This is a genomic window from Rhodobacteraceae bacterium LMO-JJ12 (genome assembly GCA_021555075.1).
Lineage (GTDB): Bacteria > Pseudomonadota > Alphaproteobacteria > Rhodobacterales > Rhodobacteraceae > JAKGBX01.
In genome coordinates, this window is record JAKGBX010000001.1 from 2,309,920 (window position 1) to 2,330,772 (window position 20,853).

At 59.6% G+C, this 20,853-nt stretch carries 21 protein-coding genes, 2 tRNA genes and 1 pseudogene; 14 read left to right on the forward strand and 10 right to left on the reverse strand.

The window, feature by feature from the left end:
* The first annotated feature begins 78 nt into the window (after nucleotides 1–78).
* On the forward strand, nucleotides 79–852 hold the full coding sequence (locus tag LZG00_11095; protein ID MCF3594548.1) for an SDR family NAD(P)-dependent oxidoreductase: 774 nt from the start codon (nucleotides 79–81) through the stop codon (nucleotides 850–852).
* A gap of 4 nt (nucleotides 853–856) precedes the next feature.
* Here the strand turns inward: LZG00_11095 and LZG00_11100 are convergent, their stop codons facing one another.
* The gene (locus LZG00_11100) at nucleotides 857–1,306 is read right to left on the reverse strand and encodes a PaaI family thioesterase (protein MCF3594549.1); all 450 of its coding nucleotides are present in this window, start codon (nucleotides 1,304–1,306) and stop codon (nucleotides 857–859) included.
* Nucleotides 1,303–2,925, reverse strand: a complete 1,623-nt coding sequence (locus tag LZG00_11105; GenBank protein ID MCF3594550.1) for an acyl-CoA dehydrogenase family protein — start codon at nucleotides 2,923–2,925, stop codon at nucleotides 1,303–1,305. Before LZG00_11105 ends, LZG00_11100 begins: the two co-directional genes overlap by 4 nt.
* Nucleotides 2,926–3,083: 158 nt before the next feature.
* Between LZG00_11105 and LZG00_11110 the strand changes: the two genes are divergently transcribed.
* The 6 genes from LZG00_11110 (at nucleotide 3,084) to LZG00_11135 (ending at nucleotide 8,024) form a co-directional block, all read left to right on the forward strand.
* On the forward strand, nucleotides 3,084–3,392 hold the full coding sequence (locus LZG00_11110) for a septum formation initiator family protein (GenBank protein MCF3594551.1): 309 nt from the start codon (nucleotides 3,084–3,086) through the stop codon (nucleotides 3,390–3,392).
* Between the two features lie 199 nt (nucleotides 3,393–3,591).
* Nucleotides 3,592–4,608, forward strand: a complete 1,017-nt coding sequence (gene pdhA / locus LZG00_11115; GenBank protein ID MCF3594552.1) for a pyruvate dehydrogenase (acetyl-transferring) E1 component subunit alpha — start codon at nucleotides 3,592–3,594, stop codon at nucleotides 4,606–4,608.
* Nucleotides 4,608–4,994, forward strand: a complete 387-nt coding sequence (locus tag LZG00_11120; protein ID MCF3594553.1) for a VOC family protein — start codon at nucleotides 4,608–4,610, stop codon at nucleotides 4,992–4,994. The genes pdhA and LZG00_11120 overlap by 1 nt, the downstream gene beginning before the upstream one ends.
* A gap of 1 nt (nucleotide 4,995) precedes the next feature.
* Entirely contained in the window at nucleotides 4,996–6,378 is a 1,383-nt protein-coding gene (locus LZG00_11125) for a pyruvate dehydrogenase complex E1 component subunit beta (GenBank protein ID MCF3594554.1), read from the forward strand.
* Nucleotides 6,379–6,391: 13 nt separating this feature from the next.
* Entirely contained in the window at nucleotides 6,392–7,693 is a 1,302-nt protein-coding gene (locus LZG00_11130; GenBank protein MCF3594555.1) for a pyruvate dehydrogenase complex dihydrolipoamide acetyltransferase, read from the forward strand.
* Between the two features lie 136 nt (nucleotides 7,694–7,829).
* Nucleotides 7,830–8,024 (forward strand): hypothetical protein, encoded by a 195-nt coding sequence (locus tag LZG00_11135; GenBank protein ID MCF3594556.1) that lies wholly within the window; start codon nucleotides 7,830–7,832, stop codon nucleotides 8,022–8,024.
* A gap of 16 nt (nucleotides 8,025–8,040) precedes the next feature.
* On the opposite strand, the gene LZG00_11140 is transcribed toward LZG00_11135, so the two are convergent.
* On the reverse strand, nucleotides 8,041–8,916 hold the full coding sequence (locus LZG00_11140; protein ID MCF3594557.1) for a glycosyltransferase family 2 protein: 876 nt from the start codon (nucleotides 8,914–8,916) through the stop codon (nucleotides 8,041–8,043).
* A 260-nt stretch (nucleotides 8,917–9,176) separates the two neighbouring features.
* Between LZG00_11140 and LZG00_11145 the strand changes: the two genes are divergently transcribed.
* On the forward strand, nucleotides 9,177–9,950 hold the full coding sequence (locus tag LZG00_11145) for a hypothetical protein (GenBank protein MCF3594558.1): 774 nt from the start codon (nucleotides 9,177–9,179) through the stop codon (nucleotides 9,948–9,950).
* Here LZG00_11145 and LZG00_11150 read toward each other — a convergent pair.
* The 6 genes from LZG00_11150 to LZG00_11175 all read right to left on the reverse strand — a co-directional run bounded on the left by LZG00_11150 (nucleotide 9,935) and on the right by LZG00_11175 (nucleotide 13,850).
* Nucleotides 9,935–10,165 carry an RND transporter gene (locus LZG00_11150; GenBank protein MCF3594559.1) on the reverse strand — a complete coding sequence of 77 codons (231 nt, stop codon included), beginning with the start codon at nucleotides 10,163–10,165 and terminating at the stop codon, nucleotides 9,935–9,937. The genes LZG00_11145 and LZG00_11150 overlap by 16 nt on opposite strands.
* 49 nt (nucleotides 10,166–10,214) lie before the next feature.
* Nucleotides 10,215–10,291 (reverse strand) — tRNA-Asp (locus tag LZG00_11155).
* 227 nt (nucleotides 10,292–10,518) lie between these two features.
* Nucleotides 10,519–10,595: transfer RNA gene (locus LZG00_11160), tRNA-Asp, on the reverse strand.
* A 648-nt stretch (nucleotides 10,596–11,243) separates the two neighbouring features.
* The gene (gene ndk, locus LZG00_11165) at nucleotides 11,244–11,666 is read right to left on the reverse strand and encodes a nucleoside-diphosphate kinase (protein MCF3594560.1); all 423 of its coding nucleotides are present in this window, start codon (nucleotides 11,664–11,666) and stop codon (nucleotides 11,244–11,246) included.
* Nucleotides 11,667–11,747: 81 nt separating this feature from the next.
* Nucleotides 11,748–12,953, reverse strand: a complete 1,206-nt coding sequence (locus LZG00_11170) for a Bcr/CflA family efflux MFS transporter (GenBank protein MCF3594561.1) — start codon at nucleotides 12,951–12,953, stop codon at nucleotides 11,748–11,750.
* Nucleotides 12,954–13,094: 141 nt separating this feature from the next.
* Nucleotides 13,095–13,850: a hypothetical protein gene (locus tag LZG00_11175; protein ID MCF3594562.1), complete on the reverse strand. Its 756-nt coding sequence runs from the start codon at nucleotides 13,848–13,850 to the stop codon at nucleotides 13,095–13,097.
* Nucleotides 13,851–14,056: 206 nt separating this feature from the next.
* On the opposite strand from LZG00_11175, the gene LZG00_11180 reads away from it, so the two are divergent.
* Genes LZG00_11180 through arsJ form a run of 6 tightly spaced genes read left to right on the forward strand, consistent with a single transcriptional unit; the run spans nucleotide 14,057 to nucleotide 20,283 of the window.
* Nucleotides 14,057–15,895 carry an ATP-binding cassette domain-containing protein gene (locus tag LZG00_11180; protein MCF3594563.1) on the forward strand — a complete coding sequence of 613 codons (1,839 nt, stop codon included), beginning with the start codon at nucleotides 14,057–14,059 and terminating at the stop codon, nucleotides 15,893–15,895.
* On the forward strand, nucleotides 15,892–16,512 hold the full coding sequence (locus tag LZG00_11185) for a MarC family protein (protein MCF3594564.1): 621 nt from the start codon (nucleotides 15,892–15,894) through the stop codon (nucleotides 16,510–16,512). Before LZG00_11180 ends, LZG00_11185 begins: the two co-directional genes overlap by 4 nt.
* 24 nt (nucleotides 16,513–16,536) lie before the next feature.
* Nucleotides 16,537–17,115, forward strand: a complete 579-nt coding sequence (locus tag LZG00_11190) for a TIGR02281 family clan AA aspartic protease (GenBank protein ID MCF3594565.1) — start codon at nucleotides 16,537–16,539, stop codon at nucleotides 17,113–17,115.
* 59 nt (nucleotides 17,116–17,174) lie between these two features.
* Nucleotides 17,175–18,026: a helix-turn-helix domain-containing protein gene (locus LZG00_11195; protein ID MCF3594566.1), complete on the forward strand. Its 852-nt coding sequence runs from the start codon at nucleotides 17,175–17,177 to the stop codon at nucleotides 18,024–18,026.
* On the forward strand, nucleotides 18,023–19,021 hold the full coding sequence (locus LZG00_11200) for an ArsJ-associated glyceraldehyde-3-phosphate dehydrogenase (GenBank protein ID MCF3594567.1): 999 nt from the start codon (nucleotides 18,023–18,025) through the stop codon (nucleotides 19,019–19,021). Before LZG00_11195 ends, LZG00_11200 begins: the two co-directional genes overlap by 4 nt.
* Nucleotides 19,018–20,283 carry an organoarsenical effux MFS transporter ArsJ gene (gene arsJ, locus LZG00_11205; protein ID MCF3594568.1) on the forward strand — a complete coding sequence of 422 codons (1,266 nt, stop codon included), beginning with the start codon at nucleotides 19,018–19,020 and terminating at the stop codon, nucleotides 20,281–20,283. The genes LZG00_11200 and arsJ overlap by 4 nt, the downstream gene beginning before the upstream one ends.
* A 305-nt stretch (nucleotides 20,284–20,588) precedes the next feature.
* Here the strand turns inward: arsJ and LZG00_11210 are convergent.
* Nucleotides 20,589–20,702 (reverse strand): annotated as a pseudogene (locus LZG00_11210) (hypothetical protein).
* Nucleotides 20,703–20,853: the final 151 nt, after the last annotated feature.

The following is a 20,853-nucleotide window of genomic DNA, read 5'->3' on the forward strand; positions in this document are numbered from 1 at the left end:
GGCAGCGCCCCCAACCTTGACTGGCTCGCGTGCAAACAACCGGGTGCGCAGTGCGCGCCTTATTGAAGGAAACGCGCGATGACATCCTTTTGCCTGATCACTGGCGCTTCGGGCGGAATCGGAGCACATCTTGCTCGCGAAGCCGCCCGAGCGGGTTATGACCTCATTCTGAGCGCGCGCAGTTTGGCGCGGTTGGAGCCTTTGGCCGACGAGCTGCGCGCGATGGGACGCGACGTGGTCTGTATCGCGGCCGATCTGAGCCTGCCCGACGCGGGTGCTGCACTTTGGCAAGAGGCCAGCAGCGGGCGTGAGATCACGGTTCTGGTCAATAATGCGGGCCTCGGCGTGCATGGCCCCGTCAGCAACCCCGGCATTGCCGCACAGGAGCAATCGGTCGTCGCGGTCAATGTTGTCGCCGCCACCGCTCTGATGAAAGCCGCGGCGGTCGAGATGGCCGCCAAACGGCGCGGATACATCCTCAACGTCTCATCTTCTGCTGCCTTCATGCCGGGGCCGGGTATGGCGACCTATCATGCCTCCAAGGCTTACTTGCTCTATCTCAGCGAGGCCGCCAGCGTCGATCTCAAACCGAGCGGCGTCAGCGTCACCGCGCTCTGCCCAGGCCCTACCGAGACCGGCTTTTTTGACGCCGGAAATGTCAACGGCGCGTTGGCGCTGAAATTCCTGCCCAAGGCCCGCCCGGAGGCGGTTGCGCGCGTCGGCTGGCAAGGCATGATGGCAGGCAAGCGCATGGTCGTGCCGGGCTTGCTTTACAAACTGATCGGCTTTTCGCTCCGCTTCATGCCGCGCGCATTGGTGCTCTGGGTGGCACAGATGTATTGGCGCAAATGACCGCTTACCCTTTCACGTCATCGCGCCCCTGAACCACCATCATCGTAGCACTCAGCCGGGCAATCTCGCGCGCGCTTTCACCGTCAATCGCCGTGGCCACCGCTTCGGTGAAGATCAGCGTGCGGCCCGGTTTAAGCACCCGTGCATGGATGTTGAACCGCTGCCCTTTGGCCGGGGCCATCAGCGAGGTTTTAAGCTCCACCGTCAGCACGCCTGCATCTTCGGGCATCAACGTATAGGCGGCAAAACCGGCGGCAGTGTCCAAGGCCGACGTCACCACCCCGGCATGCAGGAAGCCGTGTTGCTGGGTCAGGGCTGAATCAAACGGCAGTGATAACCAGACCTCGCCCGGCGCTACATCGACAATGTCGATGCCCATGGTTTTCATCGCCGGTTGCGCTGCAAAGCTTTCCCGTACGCGCGCCTCGTAGTCGCCATATGTCTGAAACATCATCCCAATCGCTCCAATATAGCACCTGTATCAAGCCCGCGCACAGCACCGTAAACCCGTCCGCGCCCCGCCACTTCAAGGCGCGTTGCGGCATAGCCATCGCCGACTGCGCCGGGGGCAAAGCGTAGCAAGACCGACGCGGTGAGCAGCGTTGCCAGGCTTTCGACGAACCAACGCGCCTCTGCCTCGTCGGGTAGCCCTGGCCAACGCTCCATATGCGCGGCCAGTGCCGCATCATAGGTCCGGCTGACGCCCTTGGCGGCGGCAAATTCTGCGCGCAAGGCGTCTGCAGCCGCGCCATCGCGAGACAGCGCGCGCAGCACATCAAGGCAGATCACGTTGCCCGAGCCCTCCCAGATTGAATTCAGAGGTGTTTCGCGAAACAGCATCGGCAGCGGCGTGTCATCGGTGTAACCCACCCCGCCGAGACACTCCATCGCCTCGTAAACCACGCTCGGGCAGAGTTTGTTGCCAAGGAATTTCGCCAACGCCACAGCGATGCGCGAAAACGCGCGATCCGTCTCGGTTGCGCCATCAAACGCGCGCGCGATACGAAAGGCCAGCGCCGCTGCGCCTTCGAAATCAAGCGCCAGATCGGCCAGAACGCTGCGCATCATCGGCTGATCGATCAGTCGCCGCTGAAACGCGCGCCGCCCTTCAACCCACCATTTCGCCTCGGCCAGCGCGCCACGCATCAACCCGGCAGGCGCCACCGAGGTCGAGAGCCGCGTGTGATGCACCATCTCGATGATGGTCTTCACACCCTTGCCCTCGTCGCCCAGCCGCCAGGCGATCGCGTCGTGATACTCGATCTCGGAGCTGGCATTGGCCTTGTTGCCAAGCTTCTCCTTCAACCGCATGACATGAATGGTGTTGCGTTCGCCGCTCAGCCAGCGTGGCACCAGAAAACAGGTCAATCCCCCCGGCGCCTGCGCCAGTGTCAAGAACCCGTCGCTCATCGGGGCCGAACAAAACCATTTATGCCCACGCAGCCGATAGGCGTCGCCATCGGGTGTTGCCAGCGTGGAATTGGCGCGCACATCCGAGCCGCCCTGTTTCTCGGTCATCGCCATGCCCAGCGTCACGCCGCGTTTGTCGTTCACCGGCGCGCGCGCGGTGTCATAGGCACGCGCCGTCAGTTTGGGCACCCAATCCGCCGCCAGCCCGGTATCGGCAGCCAGCGCAGGGACGGCCGCGAATGTCATCACCATCGGACAGGTCACACCAGGTTCGATCTGGCTGGTCATGTAGCACATCGCGGTATGTGCGCTGTGGCCACCCGGCGTGCCGTCCCAGGGTGCGGCAGAAAACCCGGCCTCAAGCCCGGCCTGCATCAGGGTGTGATAGGCCGGGTGAAAGCGCACCTCGTCGAGCCTGCGCCCGGAGCGATCAAAGCTGACCAATTCGGGCGGGTGGCGGTTGGCTGCGCGGCCCGCTTCGCGCATCTCCTCGCTCCCCATAAGGGCACCATATTCGGCCAGCGGCGCCGGGGCCGCATCTGACAATGCCATGTGGTCACGCAGCACCGGATCGCTGATCCAGAGATCGGCGCCGCTTGCGGGCATGGGCTGATTTTCAACCTCATGGGTGGGCAAATCGCTGTGCGGTGCGGAATGTGTCATTTTGGTCTCTCCCTTCGGCGCAATCAGAACAAATCGGCGCGCGCCGCAAAAGGGGGATTCACAAGCCAGCCCCCCTGTGGCAGTGTTTTCCTTGCGTCACAACGACGCGAGACGAGGCAAACGAGGGCGAAAACGCCCCGAGACGGCAGACGGAAACAATGGCAGGTTTTGCACGGGGATATCGGCCCGCATTGGGTGGCATGGCGTTTTTCGGCGTCTCGCTGTTGCTTGGCCTCTATTTCACATTTGCCGCCGTGCAGGGTGATTACGGCCTGTTTCGCCGTGCCGAGATCGACGCCCAGAGCCGCGTTCTGACCATCAAGCTTGAAGCGCTTGAGGCCCAGGTTGCGCGGATGGAAAACCTGACACATCGGTTATCGGACAGCTATCTCGATCTTGACCTGCTGGACCAACAGGCGCGTGACGTACTCGGGCTGATCCGCGCGGATGAGATCGTAATCCGCTAACCGCGCGCCCCGGCACCAAGCTTTGCCCCCCGGCCTATCGGTCAGTTTTCGCACGCAAGCAATCGTTGCCGGACGCAAGTCGCACGACAGCCAAGTGCAGCTCTCGCGGCCCGGCAAATTTCACTCGCATGACGTAGCGGAATACTGTAATATATAGTTTAACGTTAAACCACTTTCACCTGCAGGGAGGCGAGATTTCATGGCCGCCAAAAAACCATCCAAGAAATCAAACACTTCCGGCGACGAGCTTAAAGCCTATTACCGTGACATGCTGTTGATCCGGCGATTCGAGGAAAAGGCCGGCCAACTCTATGGCATGGGGCTGATCGGCGGGTTCTGCCATCTCTATATCGGTCAGGAGGCGGTTGTTGTGGGTCTGGAGGCCTGTGCCGAGGAAGGCGACAAGCGCATCACCTCGTATCGCGATCACGGCCACATGCTGGCCTGTGGCATGGAAGCAAGCGGCGTCATGGCCGAATTGACCGGGCGCGAGGGCGGCTATTCCAAGGGCAAGGGTGGCTCGATGCACATGTTCTCCAAGGAGAAGCATTTCTATGGCGGCCATGGCATTGTTGCAGCACAGGTGCCGCTTGGCGCGGGGCTGGCTTTTGCCGACAAGTATCTCGACAACAAGCGTGTCACCTTCACCTATTTCGGCGATGGCGCGGCGAACCAGGGTCAGGTCTATGAGACGTTCAACATGGCCGCGCTTTGGGATTTGCCGGTCGTGTTCGTGATCGAGAACAACAAATACGCCATGGGCACGTCGCAACAGCGCTCAACCTCGTCGGCCGATATCCACACCCGTGGCGAAGCTTTCGGCATCCCCGGTGAGACGGTCGATGGCATGGATGTGCTGGCGGTCAAGGCCGCCGGGCAGAAGGCGGTGGATCACTGCCGTTCTGGCAAAGGCCCCTACATTCTCGAAGTGATGACCTATCGTTATCGCGGCCACTCGATGTCTGACCCGGCGAAATACCGCACCCGCGAAGAGGTTCAGAAGATACGCGAGAAATCCGACGCCATCGAGCATGTGCGCGATCTGTTGCTGACCGGCAAACACGCCACCGAGGATGATCTCAAGGCGATCGACAAGGAGATCAAGGCGATCATCAACGACGCCGCCGAATTTGCCCGCGAAAGCCCCGAACCGGCGCTCGAAGAGCTTTGGACTGACATTTACGCCGATCAAGCCCCGCAGGAAGCGACGGCCTGATGCCACATTTCGAAGTTCATGTAACCGATGTCGATGCAGCCAAGGCGTTCTACGGTGCCCTGCTCGGCTGGACGTTTGAACCGATGGCTGGCGCGGAGGACGCGGCCTATCATCTGATCAAAGGGAACGAAATCGGCGGCGACAACGCGCTGACCGGCGGCATGATGCGGCGGATGGGCAATGCCCCTGATGCCGGCTCGCCAATCCGGGGCGGCACGATGACGTTTGAGGTCGCTGACTGCGATGAGCGATATGCTTGGGCATTGGCCAACGGTGGCGCCGAAGCCTTGCCACCACAGGATTATCCCGACATTGGCCGTTGTGCCTATGTTGAAGACGGACAGGGAAATGTCGTCGGATTGATTACACCCCAGGGAGATGCGTAATATGCCAACCGAAATTCTCATGCCCGCGCTAAGCCCCACGATGGAAGAGGGCACATTGGCGAAATGGCTGGTGAAAGAAGGCGATACAGTATCGTCCGGCGATATCATGGCCGAGATCGAAACCGACAAGGCAACGATGGAATTCGAAGCCGTCGATGAGGGCGTGATTGGCAAGATCCTGGTGGCCGAGGGCACCGAGGGCGTGAAGGTCAACACCGCCATCGCCGTGCTGCTGGACGAGGGCGAAAGCGCGGACGACATCAAGAGCGCGGCGGATGCCCCGGCATCCGATGACGCCGCCGCGCCCGTCACCGCCCCAGCCGCCGCGCCCGTCACCGTAACCGACCGGCCCGACGAGACCCCCAAGCCAGATCGCTCGCCCGACTGGCCCGAAGGCACCGAGGTCAAGAAACAGACGGTGCGCGAAGCCCTGCGCGACGCGATGAGCGAAGAAATGCGCCGCGACGACACAGTTTTCCTGATGGGGGAAGAGGTCGCCGAATATCAGGGCGCCTACAAGATCAGCCAAGGCATGCTGGACGAATTTGGCCCCAAGCGCGTGATCGACACGCCGATTACCGAGCATGGTTTTACCGGTATCGGGGTCGGCGCGTCGTTCGCCGGCTTGCGCCCGATTGTCGAGTTCATGACGTTTAACTTCGCCATGCAAGCCATTGACCAGATTATAAACTCTGCTGCAAAAACGCTCTATATGTCGGGCGGCCAAATGGGCGCGCCCATCGTTTTCCGTGGTGCCAACGGTGCCGCCGCAAGGGTTGGCGCGCAGCACTCACAGGATTACGCCGCTTGGTATTCCCAGGTGCCGGGCCTGCGCGTTGTGATGCCCTATTCGGCCTCCGACTACAAAGGCCTGATGAAAACCGCGATCCGCGATCCCAACCCGGTGATCTTCCTTGAAAACGAAATCCTCTATGGCCGCAGCTTTGATGTGCCGGTGATCGAGGATTACACCGTGCCGTTTGGCAAGGCCCGCATCTGGCGCGAGGGGTCTGATGTCACCATCGTCAGCTTTGGAATTGGCATGCAATATGCGCTGGAAGCCGCTGAAAAGCTTGCAGAAGAGGGTATCGAGGCCGAGGTGATCGACCTGCGCACTCTGCGCCCGATTGACTATGACACCGTGCTGGCAAGCGTGATGAAGACCAACCGCTGCATCACTGTGGAAGAGGGCTGGCCGGTCTGTTCGATCGGCAATCACATCTCGGCGACGATCATGCAGCGCGCGTTTGATTACCTCGACGCGCCGGTGATCAACTGCACCGGTAAGGATGTGCCGATGCCTTATGCCGCCAATCTCGAAAAACACGCGCTGTTGACCACCGACGAGGTGATCGAGGCCGTGAAACAAGTGACCTACCGCTAAGGAGACCAAGGCGATGCCCACAGAAATTCTCATGCCCGCCCTGTCTCCTACGATGGAAGAAGGCACGCTGGCGAAATGGCTGGTCAAGGAGGGCGACACCGTCTCGGCGGGCGATCTTCTGGCCGAAATCGAGACCGACAAGGCAACGATGGAGTTCGAAGCCGTCGACGAAGGCGTGATCGGCAAGATCCTGGTGAGCGAAGGCTCTGAGGGGGTGAAGGTCAACACCGCCATCGCCGTTTTGTTGGAAGAGGGCGAAAGCGCGGATGATATCGGTGACGCTGCGCCTGCCAAAGCGGCCGAGGCGAAAGCCGCACCGGCCAAGGAAGAGAAAAAAGCTGATTCCACGCCCGCGTCCCCTGCCCCCGCCGCGCCGCAAGGTGATGATGGCAAACGTCTTTTTGCCAGCCCGCTGGCGCGGCGCATCGCCGCCGACAAGGGGCTCGATCTGGCCCAGATCAAGGGCTCTGGCCCCAAGGGGCGCATCGTCAAAGCCGATGTGATTGGCGATGTGCAGACCAGCGCGCCAGCCGCCGCCCCGGCAGCCTCTGCTTCCGCTCCCGCCGCCGCGCCGATGGCGCAGAGTGCGAGCGCCGAGGCGGTCGCGAAAATCTATGCCGACCGCGAGACCGAAGAAGTTCTTCTCAACGGGATGCGCAAGACCATTGCGGCGCGCCTGACCGAGGCCAAGCAGACCATCCCGCATTTCTATTTGCGCCGCGATATCAAGCTCGATGCGCTGATGAAATTCCGCAGTGATCTCAACAAGCAACTTGAATCGCGTGGCGTGAAGCTTTCGGTCAATGACTTCATCATCAAGGCTTGCGCCCTTGCGCTTCAGGCCGTGCCCGATGCCAATGCCGTCTGGGCCGGGGACCGGATCATCAAGCTCAAGCCCTCGGATGTTGCTGTGGCCGTCGCGATTGAGGGCGGGCTGTTCACGCCCGTGCTGAAAGACGCAGAAATGAAATCGCTTTCGGCGCTCTCGGCCGAGATGAAAGACCTCGCCGCCCGCGCGCGCGACCGCAAGCTGGCACCGCATGAATACCAAGGTGGCAGCTTTGCCATTTCCAACCTCGGCATGTTCGGGATCGACAATTTCGATGCGGTGATCAACCCGCCGCATGGTGCGATATTGGCCGTGGGTGCCGGTGTGAAGAAACCGGTGGTGGGAATGGACGGCGAAGTGACCACTGCAATCGTGATGTCAGTTACGCTCAGCGTTGATCACCGGGTGATTGATGGTGCATTGGGCGCAGAACTGCTCAAGGCGATCGTTGAAAACCTCGAAAACCCGATGCTTATGCTCGCCTGATAATACGATTATATATCAACGTCTTAACCTTGCTTGATATCGAATAACAGCCCGCCATGTGCGGGCTGTTTTTGTATTACAAAGGTGCCCTGCCCCATCTTTCGATCAACACCGCGAAAGATCGAAGGACACCGCCATGAAAGCGCTTTTCCAATCCGCCACGCTGCTCAGCGCCTTTGCTATTGCCGCAATCGCCCTGATGAACTTCCCCATCGGCGCCGCCGCCGGGGGCAAGACACATGGTTTCAACGCCCCGCCGCTGGTCTTGGTCGATCTTCTCACCAACGGCAAGAGCGATCCGCTCGGCAATGGCTGGATCGTGGTGAACTGACAGCGGCGTTGCGCCTTCAGAACACCCCGAAGAACCGTTCGGGCAATTCAAATTGCAGATCATAATCGGGGCGATCGAATTCGAAGAAGCCAGTGTCGCCGCGCGCCCGGAAACTTGTGCGCATCTCGTCGCGATAGGGCGTCATGTCAAACCCTTCGACATTTTCCATATCCGCAAACGCCTCAAAGGTGGCGCGATCCTCGCCGCGCGCTTCGGCGAACCAGTGCCGCCCGATGGCAGTTTCCTTGACGCTTGCGCCGATCTCCTGCGTCACCGCGTTGCGCCGGTTCATCGCCTCGGAATACTCGGGGAAATCGCAGAACTTGAGGTGGAAGAGATAGAGGTCGTCGGGCGCTATGAGCTTGCCATATTGGGTAAAATGTCCGCCGCGCGCAATCTTGGTGCCTACTGAAATCACACAGGGCTTGGAGTAGTGCGGTGCCAGACGCACGTGGCGGCGCGGCCCAAGAATGCGATCCGTCACCGCTTGGGGTTCCACATCAATCCGGTGAATCACCTCAAGACCTAGCGGTGTAAGCACCCTACGGATCGGCGTATTACTCAGATATTCCAGAAGATTTTTGCCCGACGCCGGATCGACCACGACCAGTTCGTCAACATCGCCCACCACGATATGATCGTAGTAACTGCGCAGCCCCATCACGATATTATTGAGCAAACGCCAGCGTTTCATATCGAAATTCTTGTGCGCGTCACCCGGAATGCCAATGATGTTGCAGCCCGTGGCCAGATCAGCCACGCCCTGCCCGCGCCCGTGATTGATGATGTAGCAATTCTCGCGCCCCAACACCACGCCATAATGATGCAGCCAGGCGCGCAGGAAGAACAGATCATCCCGCACCATCGTCACAGCGGCCACTTTTGATTGCATCTGCTCACCATCTCGCTCTTGCGCCACGTGTCGACGCGTTTTGATGCAACCTAAAGCGTTTCGAGATAAACTTGAATCATAAGTTTGCCTCGAAGCGCCCACAACATTGATGAGTTGTGCTGCGTTTCGACTTAACCCTGTCTCAGGTCTAAGTCGAAACGCTTTAACTGCTTTCCGCAACGCTGAGAATCGAAAAAACGGCTTTTGTCATGCGCCGCTTGCGGGCAGAATAGAGAAAACCCCAAAGGCGCGAGCAGCCGATGTTACCGAATGATTTCTCTGGGACCATGGCCAGCCGAGGCTGGTATCTCAAACGCGTCACCGACGTGCCGCTGAGCCAGTTTCAGGTGATCGGCGAACGCGCCACCGCCACCAATATGGTGCGCAAGGTGATTGACAAGAATATCGACCTCTACCGCACAGAAGGCTTGGGCTGGAAACACAGCGCGCCGCATATGGTTGCCCTTCCCGCCGAGCTTCTGACCATCGTCGTCGTGCGCAACGCGGTGAGTTGGGCGCTTTCGATGCACAAGCGCCCCTGGCACGCCCATCCCGATTTGCAAAAGCTTGAATTTTCCGATTTCTTGCGTGCCGAATGGCGCAGCATCGTTGACCGGCCCAGCGACTTTGAAGAGATCCATCCAGAGCTTGTGCCGCTGGTCGAAGGCGCCGAGCTGCAATTTGATCGCCACCCGATCAGCGGCAAGCGTTTTGCCAACCTGTTCGAGCTTCGCGCCGTCAAGCAGGCAGCGCATCTTGGGATGCTCAACCGCGACTGCAATGTTCTCGTGGTCAAGGCAGAATTGGCTCAGATCGACCAGACCGGTTTTGCTGCCACGATGATCGAAGAGCTGGGGTTGCCGCTCAAGGGGCTACGCATCAAGCCGGTGACGAACCGTCTGGGCAATCGTTTCAGCCGCGCTGTGCCGGTGGCAACACCAACCGATCTTAGCGCCCAAGACCATGCGTTCATGATGGAGCATCTCGATCTTGAGACCGAATCTGCGCTTGGCTATGACTACGCGCCCGACTGAGGGCGGGTAAACTCGCGGATCGTCTTGAACACGATCAACAACCAAGGCGCGCCATGCATTACCAGATCGAAGATATCGACGGGCCGTGTCAGCGCGCCTTGCACCAACATCCTGAGCTTTTCCCAGATGTGCGGCTCGGGAAGGAACGGTGCCAGCCCAAGCGTGAGGGCCGCAATGATCAACAGGTTCCAGGGGAGATGATCGAAAATGCGCATGGGTTCGCCTTTTTCATCTTTCAGCGGGCTGATCATTGAAGGGGGAAAGTGGCGCGGTTGACGGGGCTCGAACCCGCGACCCCCGGCGTGACAGGCCGGTACTCTAACCAGCTGAGCTACAACCGCGCGTGGGGGCTGAGATAGTGCAGGTGTCGGCAGAGGTCAATGCCGATTTGTCACGAATGTAGTCTGTCGCACGCCACGGTAACTGCGCAATCTCACTCCTGCTTCCAGACAGCATCTGCCACCCGGATATTTCATGGAAATATCGCCGTTCTGTCGCATGTCGTTGCGTATATCAGAAACGAAAAAAGCGCCCCCGTTTCCGGGAGGCGCTTTTATCAAGGCAGCGGTGGCGCGGTTGACGGGGCTCGAACCCGCGACCCCCGGCGTGACAGGCCGGTACTCTAACCAACTGAGCTACAACCGCTCGCTACCGTCCCCCTGACCGATGGCCAAGGCGATGCGCCCGTGTTTAGGCAAGCGTGCGCGGGGCGTCAAGCGGCTGTTGCCTTGGTTGACGAGAAAAATGCACACGCGTTTGCGTGACCGAAAGGTCACGCTCAACCACATGCCACATTTTGGTCACATTCCCGCCCTGTCACAACCTGATTTCCCGCCAAACGTGCAGCGATACCTGTTAACAAAGCGCCCCCGGCGCAAGCCGGCCAGACGCTTATAAGGCCGGACGTTTTTGATCAGTTCGAGGTAAAGGAGCAGAGATATGGCACAGGCAAAACCAACCAGACAGGCCCCGTCCAAACCTGAAAAATCACCCCAGAGCGTCAAGACACCGATCCCCAGGATCGGCTCGAAGCCGATAATAACCGACTACGCGTCTCTTTAAGCCCCACCGCGCGCAGTGGCAGCGCGGGGGCGCACGCGAGATTGAGCACCCGGACGACCTCCAGACATGACCTCGCAGATAACGCGCACGCAAAAAGGGCCACTCCGATCCGGAAGCGGCCCTTTTTCATATGTTCGAAATACTCAGGCGAAAGAGACACCGTTCCTCGCCTGCCAGATCATCGCGCGACACTTCCTGAATGGCGGTCGTGCAAATCACGTTGCCGGAGGTTCAGCCGACCAGTTCAAGACCCGAGAAGAAGTAAGCGATCTCTTCTTTGGCAGTCTCTGGCGCGTCCGATCCGTGCACCGAGTTTTCACCGATCGACAGGGCGAATTCCTTGCGGATCGTGCCGTCGGCGGCTTCGGCCGGGTTGGTCGCGCCCATGATTTCGCGGTTGCGCGCGATGGCGTTTTCACCTTCCAGAACCTGCACAACAATCGGCTCGCTCGACATGAACTCGCAGAGTTCGTCATAGAACGGGCGTTCCTTGTGCACACCATAAAACACGCCGGCCTGGGCCTTGGTCAGATGGATGCGCTTTTGCGCCACGACGCGCAGGCCGCCCTCTTCAAACTTGGCGACGATCTTGCCGGTGAGGTTGCGTTTGGTGGCGTCGGGTTTGATGATCGAGAAAGTGCGTTCGAGTGCCATTTAGGGGGCTCCTGCTTCTGGTGAGGTTTGAATGATTTGGCGCCCTGCTATCATGGGCGCGCGGCTTTGAAAAGCTGCGCTTTACAACAGCGCGCGCCCTTCTTCAAGCCGCCCTACGGCAACGGCGGCAGCAAGCCCGATGCCACTGGTGATCACCAACGACGCAAGCAGCACATGCACCCCAAAAGCATTGCTGACAAGCGCGCCTACGATGGTCGAAATCGCCGCCCCGCCCGCCAGGGTCAGAGCGCCGGATAGACCCGAGGCGGACCCGGCCAACCGAGGCGCCACCGACATCACCCCGGCGTTGGCGCCCGGCAGGGTCAACCCGTTGCCAATGCCGACGAAAATCGCCCCGCCAAACAACACTGCGGGGTGCGAAATTCCCGCCACAATCAGCCCGAGCGCCGCCAGCGGCCCCAGCGTGGCAAACCAGCGCCCCAGCGTCATCAACCGCACGATTCCCCATGCTCCGCCCTTGCGCGCGCTGACGATATTGCCTGCCATGAACCCGGCTGAGATCGAGCCCATGCCGACCCCCACGAGCGCCGGTGTCAGCCCATAGGCGGCGGCGCCAACCTGTGGCGCGCCTCCGAGAAAGGCGAAAAAGCCCCCTACCGAGAAGACAAGAAGCACACAATAGGCCCAGAAAAGCTGCGCACGAAACAATTCAGGATAGGAGCGAAACTGTTCGACATAGCTGGTCGAGGGGGAAAGATTGGTTTCGCCCATATCGGACCAGGTCAGAACCAGCAGAGCCGAACCCATGACCACAAACGCCCAGAAGGTTGCGCGCCAGCCAAAAGCCTCGTCGAGCAGTCCGCCCAATACCGGCCCCAGCAGTGGTGCCAATGCCATCGCGGTTCCAATCACTCCCAGGAGCCGCGCCGCCTCTTCCGGCGGGGCCATATCGCGCACCACTGCACGTGACAGAACCATGCCCACTCCGACAAAGCATTGCACCATGCGAAAACACAGGAAAACATAGACGTTCTCTGCCAATGCACAGCCCACCGAAGCCAAGGTGAACACCGCTATTCCGAACAACATCACCTTGCGGCGGCCTATCTTGTCGCTGATCGGCCCTAAGATCATCTGAAACACCGCGGAGGCGGCAAGATACCCCCCGAGCGACAACGACATGAGACCGTAGTCAGCCTGAAAATCCTGTGCCATCCGCTCCATCGAGGGCAGAAACATGTTGAGCGAAAGCACGCTCAGCGAGGTGAGCAACACCAGCGTGACAATACGGGGTGCAGTGCGGGTTGTCTGCAAGTCTGTGGTCATGGGGACGTCCATTACCATGTGAATGCCCCGGCGGTACCGGCTTCCGCCTGCCTCTGCAAGGGGTCTCTAAGTGACTTTCCCCTGTTTCCAATCGGTTCGCTGACCGCGCCGCAGTTTGCGCACCATGTTTTCGCGACAGAATTATAGCGCTGTGATGCGATTTGGGATCACGAACAGCCGGTGATAGAAAATCCGCTTCATTTGCACGGTGATATCACCTGCGGCTTGCCCTGCCGGGATCAACCCGATTTGCCATTCAAACTGCACCGGTCGGGGTACCGGCTTGGTGCAGCCCTCTGCGCGGCGGCATATCGGGGGAAGCGTGGTGCGCATCCGGCTCTGTACCCAGATAGGTCGACGGTCGCAAAACACTTCCAGAAACCCGCTGTCATCATCGGCCAGTTCGATGCGCATTTCCACACTGTGCCAGTGCGCCAGATCTTCGGGCTTGATACAGGTTCGCCCCATCACGCTGAGACCGCGCCTGGAGTCCAGCAAGACCGCAAACAACTCGGCCTCGCCTTGCGTCGCATCCGAGCGCAGGAAACGCGAAATCACCATTGGTTTGCGCGGAAGTACCGTCTGATCCAGCCGTATATCGAACCCGAAGAGGTAGCTCTGTTCCAGCCCCCACTCCCGCCCGGTTTGCAAGGCCGAACGCCGCTCACCCCGAGCCAGGCGGAAGGTGACAACCTGCCCGGCGACATTCGGCGCACGATCCGACGCCGGATCAACCGTCTCGGGCGCAGTCACCCAGGCGTCAAGGTTTTGTGAAGTCGGAAAGACCGGTCCGACCTCGGAACAGGCGCTCAAGAGACCAACCGCAAGCGCCACCCCGGCGCGCATGACTGCAGCGCCCGGAATGCGGACAACGATTCTTCCCCAAAGCTTGGCCAATTCTCTCGATCCCCGTCAGGCCGAAATGCCAATTCAGAATGCTAGTGTTGTGAACTGCAACGAATCAAGCCTCTTGTCGGCGATGCACCTCGGCCCTGCCCGCGCACGATCACATGTTCTTGGGCTGATGGCTGTCATATCACGGTCTGATCGCCGACTGATCACTGCCAATTGACACCCCCCGCGCCCTCTGTCACCTCCCCGTCATGCTGAGACTTGATGACATATCCTACTCTGTGGCCGGGCGTTTGCTGATCGAGCACGCCTCTGCCACGATTCCCACCGGCCACAAAGTGGGCGTGGTCGGGCGCAATGGCACCGGCAAGACAACGCTCTTTCGGATGATCCGGGGCGAATTGGCACTTGAGAGCGGCAAGATTTCCTTGCCCAGCCGCGCCCGCATCGGTGGTGTCGCCCAAGAAGTGCCGGGCAACGAGGTTTCGCTGATCGACACGGTGCTGGCGGCGGATACCGAGCGCGCGGAACTGATGGCCGAGGAAAGCACCGATCCCTCGCGCATTGCCGAAGTGCAGACCCGGCTTGCCGATATCGACGCCTGGGGCGCCGAGGCGCGTGCCTCGTCGATCCTGCGCGGTCTTGGCTTTACCGCCGCCGAAATGCTCCAGCCCTGCTCGGCTTTTTCGGGCGGCTGGCGAATGCGCGTGGCGTTGGCCGGCGTGTTGTTTTCTGCCCCCGATGTTCTGTTGCTCGATGAGCCGACCAACTATCTTGATCTCGAGGGCGCTCTCTGGCTCGAAAACTATCTGGCGAAATACCCCCATACGGTATTGATCGTCAGCCATGATCGCGAGTTGCTCAATCGCGCGGTGGGTGCAATTCTGCATCTCGAAGATCGGAAACTGACCCTTTATCAGGGCAATTACGAAACCTTCGCCCAGACCCGCTCGGCGCGGCTGCTGGCCGCCGAATCCGAAGCCCGCAAACAGGATGCGCGGCGCGCCCATCTGCAAAGCTTTGTTGATCGGTTCCGCGCCAAGGCGTCAAAAGCCGTGCAGGCGCAATCACGGCTCAAGATGATTGCCAAGATGAAGCCGATCAACACCCCACAAGAGGCCGCATTGCGCGCGTTTTCCTTTCCCTCACCCGAGGAACTGTCGCCGCCAATCATCCGAGTGGAAAATGGCGAAGTCGGCTATGATGGTAAGCCAGTCCTGAAGCGGCTTGATTTGCGTATCGACCAAGACGACCGCATCGCGCTTCTGGGACGCAATGGTGAAGGAAAATCCACTCTTTCCAAGCTCTTGTCAGGCAGACTTGATCTGATGGCCGGACGCATGACGACCTCGTCCAAACTGCGCGTAGGCTTCTTTGCCCAGCATCAGGTTGATGAGTTGCACATTGACGAGACGCCGATTGACCACATCCGCCGTCTGCGCCCCACCGAGACGCCTTCGCGCCTGCGCGCCCGACTGGGTGGCTTTGGGATCGGCGCCGAACAGGCCGACACGTTGGTTGGCGCGCTGTCCGGCGGGCAGAAGGCCCGGCTTTCCCTGATGCTGGCCACCATCGACGCGCCACATCTGCTGATCCTTGATGAGCCGACCAACCACCTTGATATCGAGTCGCGCGAAGCGCTGGTCGAAGCTCTGACCGCTTATACCGGCGCGGTGATCCTGGTCAGTCACGACATGCACCTGCTCTCTCTCGTGGCCGACCGTCTCTGGCTGGTCAAGGACGGCGCCGTGGCGCCCTATGAGGGCGATCTCGAAAGCTATCGCGCCATGCTCTTGAGCCGCGACAAGCCGGCATCCAAAGCCAAACCCGAGACCAAGAAACCCAAACGCCCCTCGCGTGACGCTATCCTCGGCCTGAAAAATGACGTGAGGAAGTGCGAACAACGCGTTGATAAACTTAATGAAATGAGTGACCGACTTGCCACCAAGCTGGCCAATCCGGCGCTCTATGAAAATGCCGATGAGGCTGCCGTCTGGCAAAAGAAATATGCCGAGGTGCGCGAGGCGCTCGAACGCGCCGAAGCGCTTTGGATGGCTGCGCTTGAAAAGCTTGAAAAGGCCGAAACGTGATCGACATGGCCTTCCTCATAACCGCTTTTGTGGCGCTTTTCGTGGTGATCGACCCGATCGGGCTTACGCCGCTTTTTGTCACACTTACCCAAGGTATGACCGCCAAGACCCGCCGCGCCATCGCGCTTCGCTCCTGTCTGGTCGCCTTTGCCATCCTGACCGCTTTTGCATTCTTTGGCGAGGCGGTGCTGGGCTTTGTCGGTATCTCCATGCCCGCCTTTCGCATCGCGGGCGGCGCGCTTCTTTTTCTCACCGCGCTTGATATGCTGTTTGAACGCCGCGCGCCGCGCCGCGAAGGTCAGGCCGAGGAAGAGGACCGCCCCGACCCGTCGGTTTTCCCGCTTGCCCTGCCGTTGATTTCGGGCCCCGGCTCTATCGCGACGGTCATCCTGCTGTCCAGTCAACACCCCGAGTGGCTCGGGCTGGCAGCCGTAATCGGCGTCGCCTTCGCGGTGATCGCGGTGGTGTTTCTCTTCTTCCTGGTTTCGGGTGTGCTTGAGCGGCTCCTGGGCAAAACCGGCATCAATATCGCCACGCGGCTTCTGGGCATGTTGCTGGCCGCGCTTGCTGTGCAATTCATCCTGGATGGGCTTTCCGCCTTCGGATTTGCGGGTTAGCCCCGCACACCCTATATCGACAGCATGGAAAAAGATTACGCCAGCCTGACCTATCTCGTTATTCTGGTCACGGCCATCCTCGGATTATATTTCGCCCAGAACCGCGGTTCGCTGGGCAAACTTGCACAGCAGGCGCTGGCGTGGGGGCTGATCTTTGCCGCCGCATTGGCCGTTGTTGCGCTTTGGGACGATATTCAGGGCGCGCTCATGCCCAAGCAATCGGTGATCGCTGCCGAGGGCCGGATCGCCCTGCCGCGCGCACCCGACGGGCATTACTATGTCACCGCAGACGTCAACGGCGTGCCGGTCCGCTTTACCGTCGACACCGGCGCCAGCGAGATCGTGCTCAGCCAGTCCGACGCCGAAGCGGCGGGCATCGACACGGCGGCGCTCGCCTATGTCGGGCGCGCCTATACCGCCAATGGTGAGGTGCGCACCGCCCCAGTGAGGCTTGATAGCTTCGCTATCGGCCCGATCAACGACATCGGTTTGCGTGCCTTCGTCAATCAGGGCGACATGGCTGGGTCGTTGCTTGGCATGAGCTATCTGCAACGCTACTCAAAGATCGAAATCACCGACGGCGCGTTGACCCTCACCCGCTAGGTCATGACCGCGTGAAAATTGGATTGACTGGACCTACTTATTTCCAATATCCATGAAATATGGAATCACTACTTACAGATCGCCTCGCAACGCTTAGTCATCCGCAACGAATGGCGGTCTTTCGTCTGTTGATGCGGCGCTGTCCGGATGAGCTTCCGGCGGGTGAAATAGCCCAAGCGCTGAAGCTCAAGGCCAGCACGGCCTCCGTCTATCTATCTGCCCTGACCCACGCCGACATGATCTCGCAACGGCGCGACGGGACGCGGTTGCTCTATCGCGTTAATCTTGTTGCTGCGCGTGAGATGCTTGCTGATCTGTTCTTTGATTGCTGTCGTGGTCGCGCAGATCTGTGCCCGCCCCCGTATTCGGAACTTCCAGGAACTACGCCCGTCGTGATCGGCAAGAAGTTCAACGTTCTGTTCGTATGCTCGCGAAACTCGGCCCGCTCGATCTTTGCGGAGACCATTCTTCGCGACATCGCAGGTGACAGGTTTACCGCCTATTCGGCCGGCACGGCCCACCGCTCGGAACTGAACCCGTTTGCTGTCGAAATGCTTGTATCCAACGGCCACGACGTGACGCCTTTGCGCTCAAAAAACGTATCTGAGTTCCGGCGTGCCGACGCGCCACGCATGGATTTCGTGTTTACGGTTTGCGACCATGCGGCCAATGAGGATTGCCCCACATGGCCGGGCCAACCGGTTTCTGGCCATTGGGGAATTGCAGACCCGGCCAGGGTTGAAGGAAGTGACGCAGAGAAAAGCCTCGTGTTTCAAGAGACTTACGAGACGCTCTGCAACCGGGTAATGGCATTCGCCTCATTGCCCTTCGAGGCGCTTGACCGCGCGGCACTGCAACAATGCGTCGATGATATCGGCAAGGAAATCGCAATACAGGATCACTGCTCATGACCACCTACGCTCTTAACGGCCTCGGCCGCATGGGGAAACTTGCCCTGCGCCCTCTTTTGGAACGCGGCGCAAAGATTGCCTTCATCAACGACGCCGTTGGCGACCCTGCGATGCATGCGCATCTGTTGGAATTTGATTCCGTTCATGGCCGTTGGCCAGCGGAGTTTTCGGCAGACGAAAGCGCGATTACGATAGATGGCGCACGGATTCCCGTCACCCGCACCCGCTCGCTTGAAGACCTGCCGCTTGATGGCGTCGATGTGATGATCGATTGCACCGGAGCCTTCAAAACCGAAGCCAAACTGGCCCCTTACTTCGCAGCGGGCGTAAAAAAGGTTGTCGTGTCCGCACCGGTAAAGGATGGCCCGACCGCCAATATCGTCTATGGCGTGAACGACGACATTTACGATCCGGACACGCATCATATCGTGACCGCGGCAAGTTGCACGACGAACTGTCTTGCGCCTGTTGTCAAAGTGCTGCTTGAGGGGATCGGGATCAAACACGGGTCGATGACGACGATTCACGATGTGACCAATACCCAGACAATCATAGATCGCCCCGCCAAGGATATGCGCCGCGCGCGCTCGGCTCTGACCAACCTGATCCCCACTACAACAGGCTCGGCAACCGCGATTACTCTGATCTATCCTGAACTTGCAGGCAAACTGAACGGTCATGCGGTGCGCGTGCCGCTGTTGAACGCATCAATCACGGATTGCGTGTTTGAAATGAACCGCGAAACCTCTGTTGAAGAGGTCAACGACCTGTTCAAGGCGGCTGCCGAAGGCTCTTTGAAAGGTATTCTCGGGTATGAAACGCGCCCTCTGGTCTCGTCTGATTATACCAACGATCCGCGCAGCTGTATCATTGATGCCCCCTCGACCATGGTGGTGAATGGCACTCAGCTCAAGGTTTACGCTTGGTATGACAACGAATATGGCTATGCGCAGCGGCTGGTCGATGTGGCCCTTATGGTGGGCGCACGGCTGTGACACGTCCCACGGGGTTTGCCGCCTATATCACCGTCACGGCGGCCTATTGGGCATTCATGCTGACCGATGGCGCCTTGCGCATGCTGGTGCTGTTGCATTTCCACACGCTGGGCTTTTCGCCGGTGCAGCTGGCCTATCTGTTTGTGCTTTATGAAATTGCAGGTGTCGCAACCAACCTTTCAGCAGGCTGGATCGCGGCGCGTTTCGGGCTGACCAGAACGCTTTATGCGGGGTTGACGTTGCAGGTCATTGCCCTCTTGGCCCTTGCGCGGCTTGATCCGAACTGGAGCATCGCCGCTTCTGTCATCTATGTCATGCTTGTGCAGGGCTTGTCCGGCGTGGCCAAGGACCTGGCCAAGATGAGCTCGAAAAGCGCGGTCAAGATCCTCGCTCCGACCAAAGACGGCGGGTTGTTTCGATGGGTCGCCGTTCTCACGGGCTCAAAGAATGCCGTCAAGGGGGGCGGCTTTCTGTTGGGTGCAGCACTTCTGGCGGTTTTCGGGTTTGTTCCGTCTGTACTGACAATGGCCTTGATCCTGTTTGTCATCCTTGTCGGCGTCATGATCGGCATGCCATCGGGCCTTCCGGTGGGGCGCAAAGACGTAAAGTTCGCCGAAGTGTTCTCCAACAACCGCAACATCAACTGGCTCAGTGCCGCCCGGCTGTTCCTGTTCGGGGCGCGCGACGTGTGGTTCGTTGTCGGCATCCCGATCTATTTCTACGCAGTATTGTCGGACGGAAGCGAGGAAGGAAACCGCGCGGCGTTCTTCATGATAGGGACATTCATGGCCGTCTGGACGATCCTTTACGGAGTGGTTCAGGGCTGGGCGCCGCGGATCCTCAAAGCCACCTCGCGTACAGAAGCAGAGATACTGACGCAGGCAAGATACTGGGTTGGCCTGCTCATATTCGTGCCTGCCCTGCTTGGCGGTGTTGTCTGGCTGTCGCCCGAACCATCCAATGCTCTGACTGCGTCACTCATTGCTGGTCTTTTGGTATTTGGCGCGATTTTTGCCGTCAACTCGTCCCTGCATTCCTTTCTGATCCTCAGCTTTACCGATGCAAAGCGGGTCACGATGGATGTCGGATTCTACTATATGTCCAATGCAGCCGGTCGCCTCGTCGGAACGATCCTGTCGGGCGTTACCTATCAGTTGGGCGGCGTGCCATTGTGCCTTGGCACTGCGGCCCTGATGATAACGCTGAGTTGGATTGGAACATCACAGCTCACCCCGAAAACAAACAAGGCCGCGATGACATAGCATCGCGGCCTTGATCTTGAATTTCTGGAGGGCAGGACCAAGAGGCCCTGCTCCCGTGGTATGGGCCTGTCTCAGACGAAGATGAAATCGTCCGTGGTCAGGTCAGCCGCGCTGACGCCGGTGACCTCGATCACATGACCTTCATAGGTCATGGTCACCCCAGTCGCAGTATTGGTGATGTTCAGAGCATCGACAAAGCCTTGCAGACCAGAGCTGGCGTTCTGCACACCAACCATGCGGAACATGTCGACACCATCTTCAAAGTCCATGACCTGATCGTATTCACCATTGGCGAAGTTTGTGAAGACAAAGACGTCTGCCCCCTCTCCACCCGTCATGATGTCATCACCGGAACCGGCGTTGATGGTATCCGCACCGTTGCCGCCGTCGATGATGTCAGCACCATTGCCACCGGCAATGAAGTCGTCTCCGGCTCCACCTTCAAGACTGTCAGCCCCTAAGCCGCCGCCGAGGCTGTCGTCTCCGTCACCCCCTCTGACTGTGTCGGCGCCGTTGCCGCCTCCCAGGTTGTCATTGCCAACGCCGCCCTCGACGAGATCGGCACCGTCG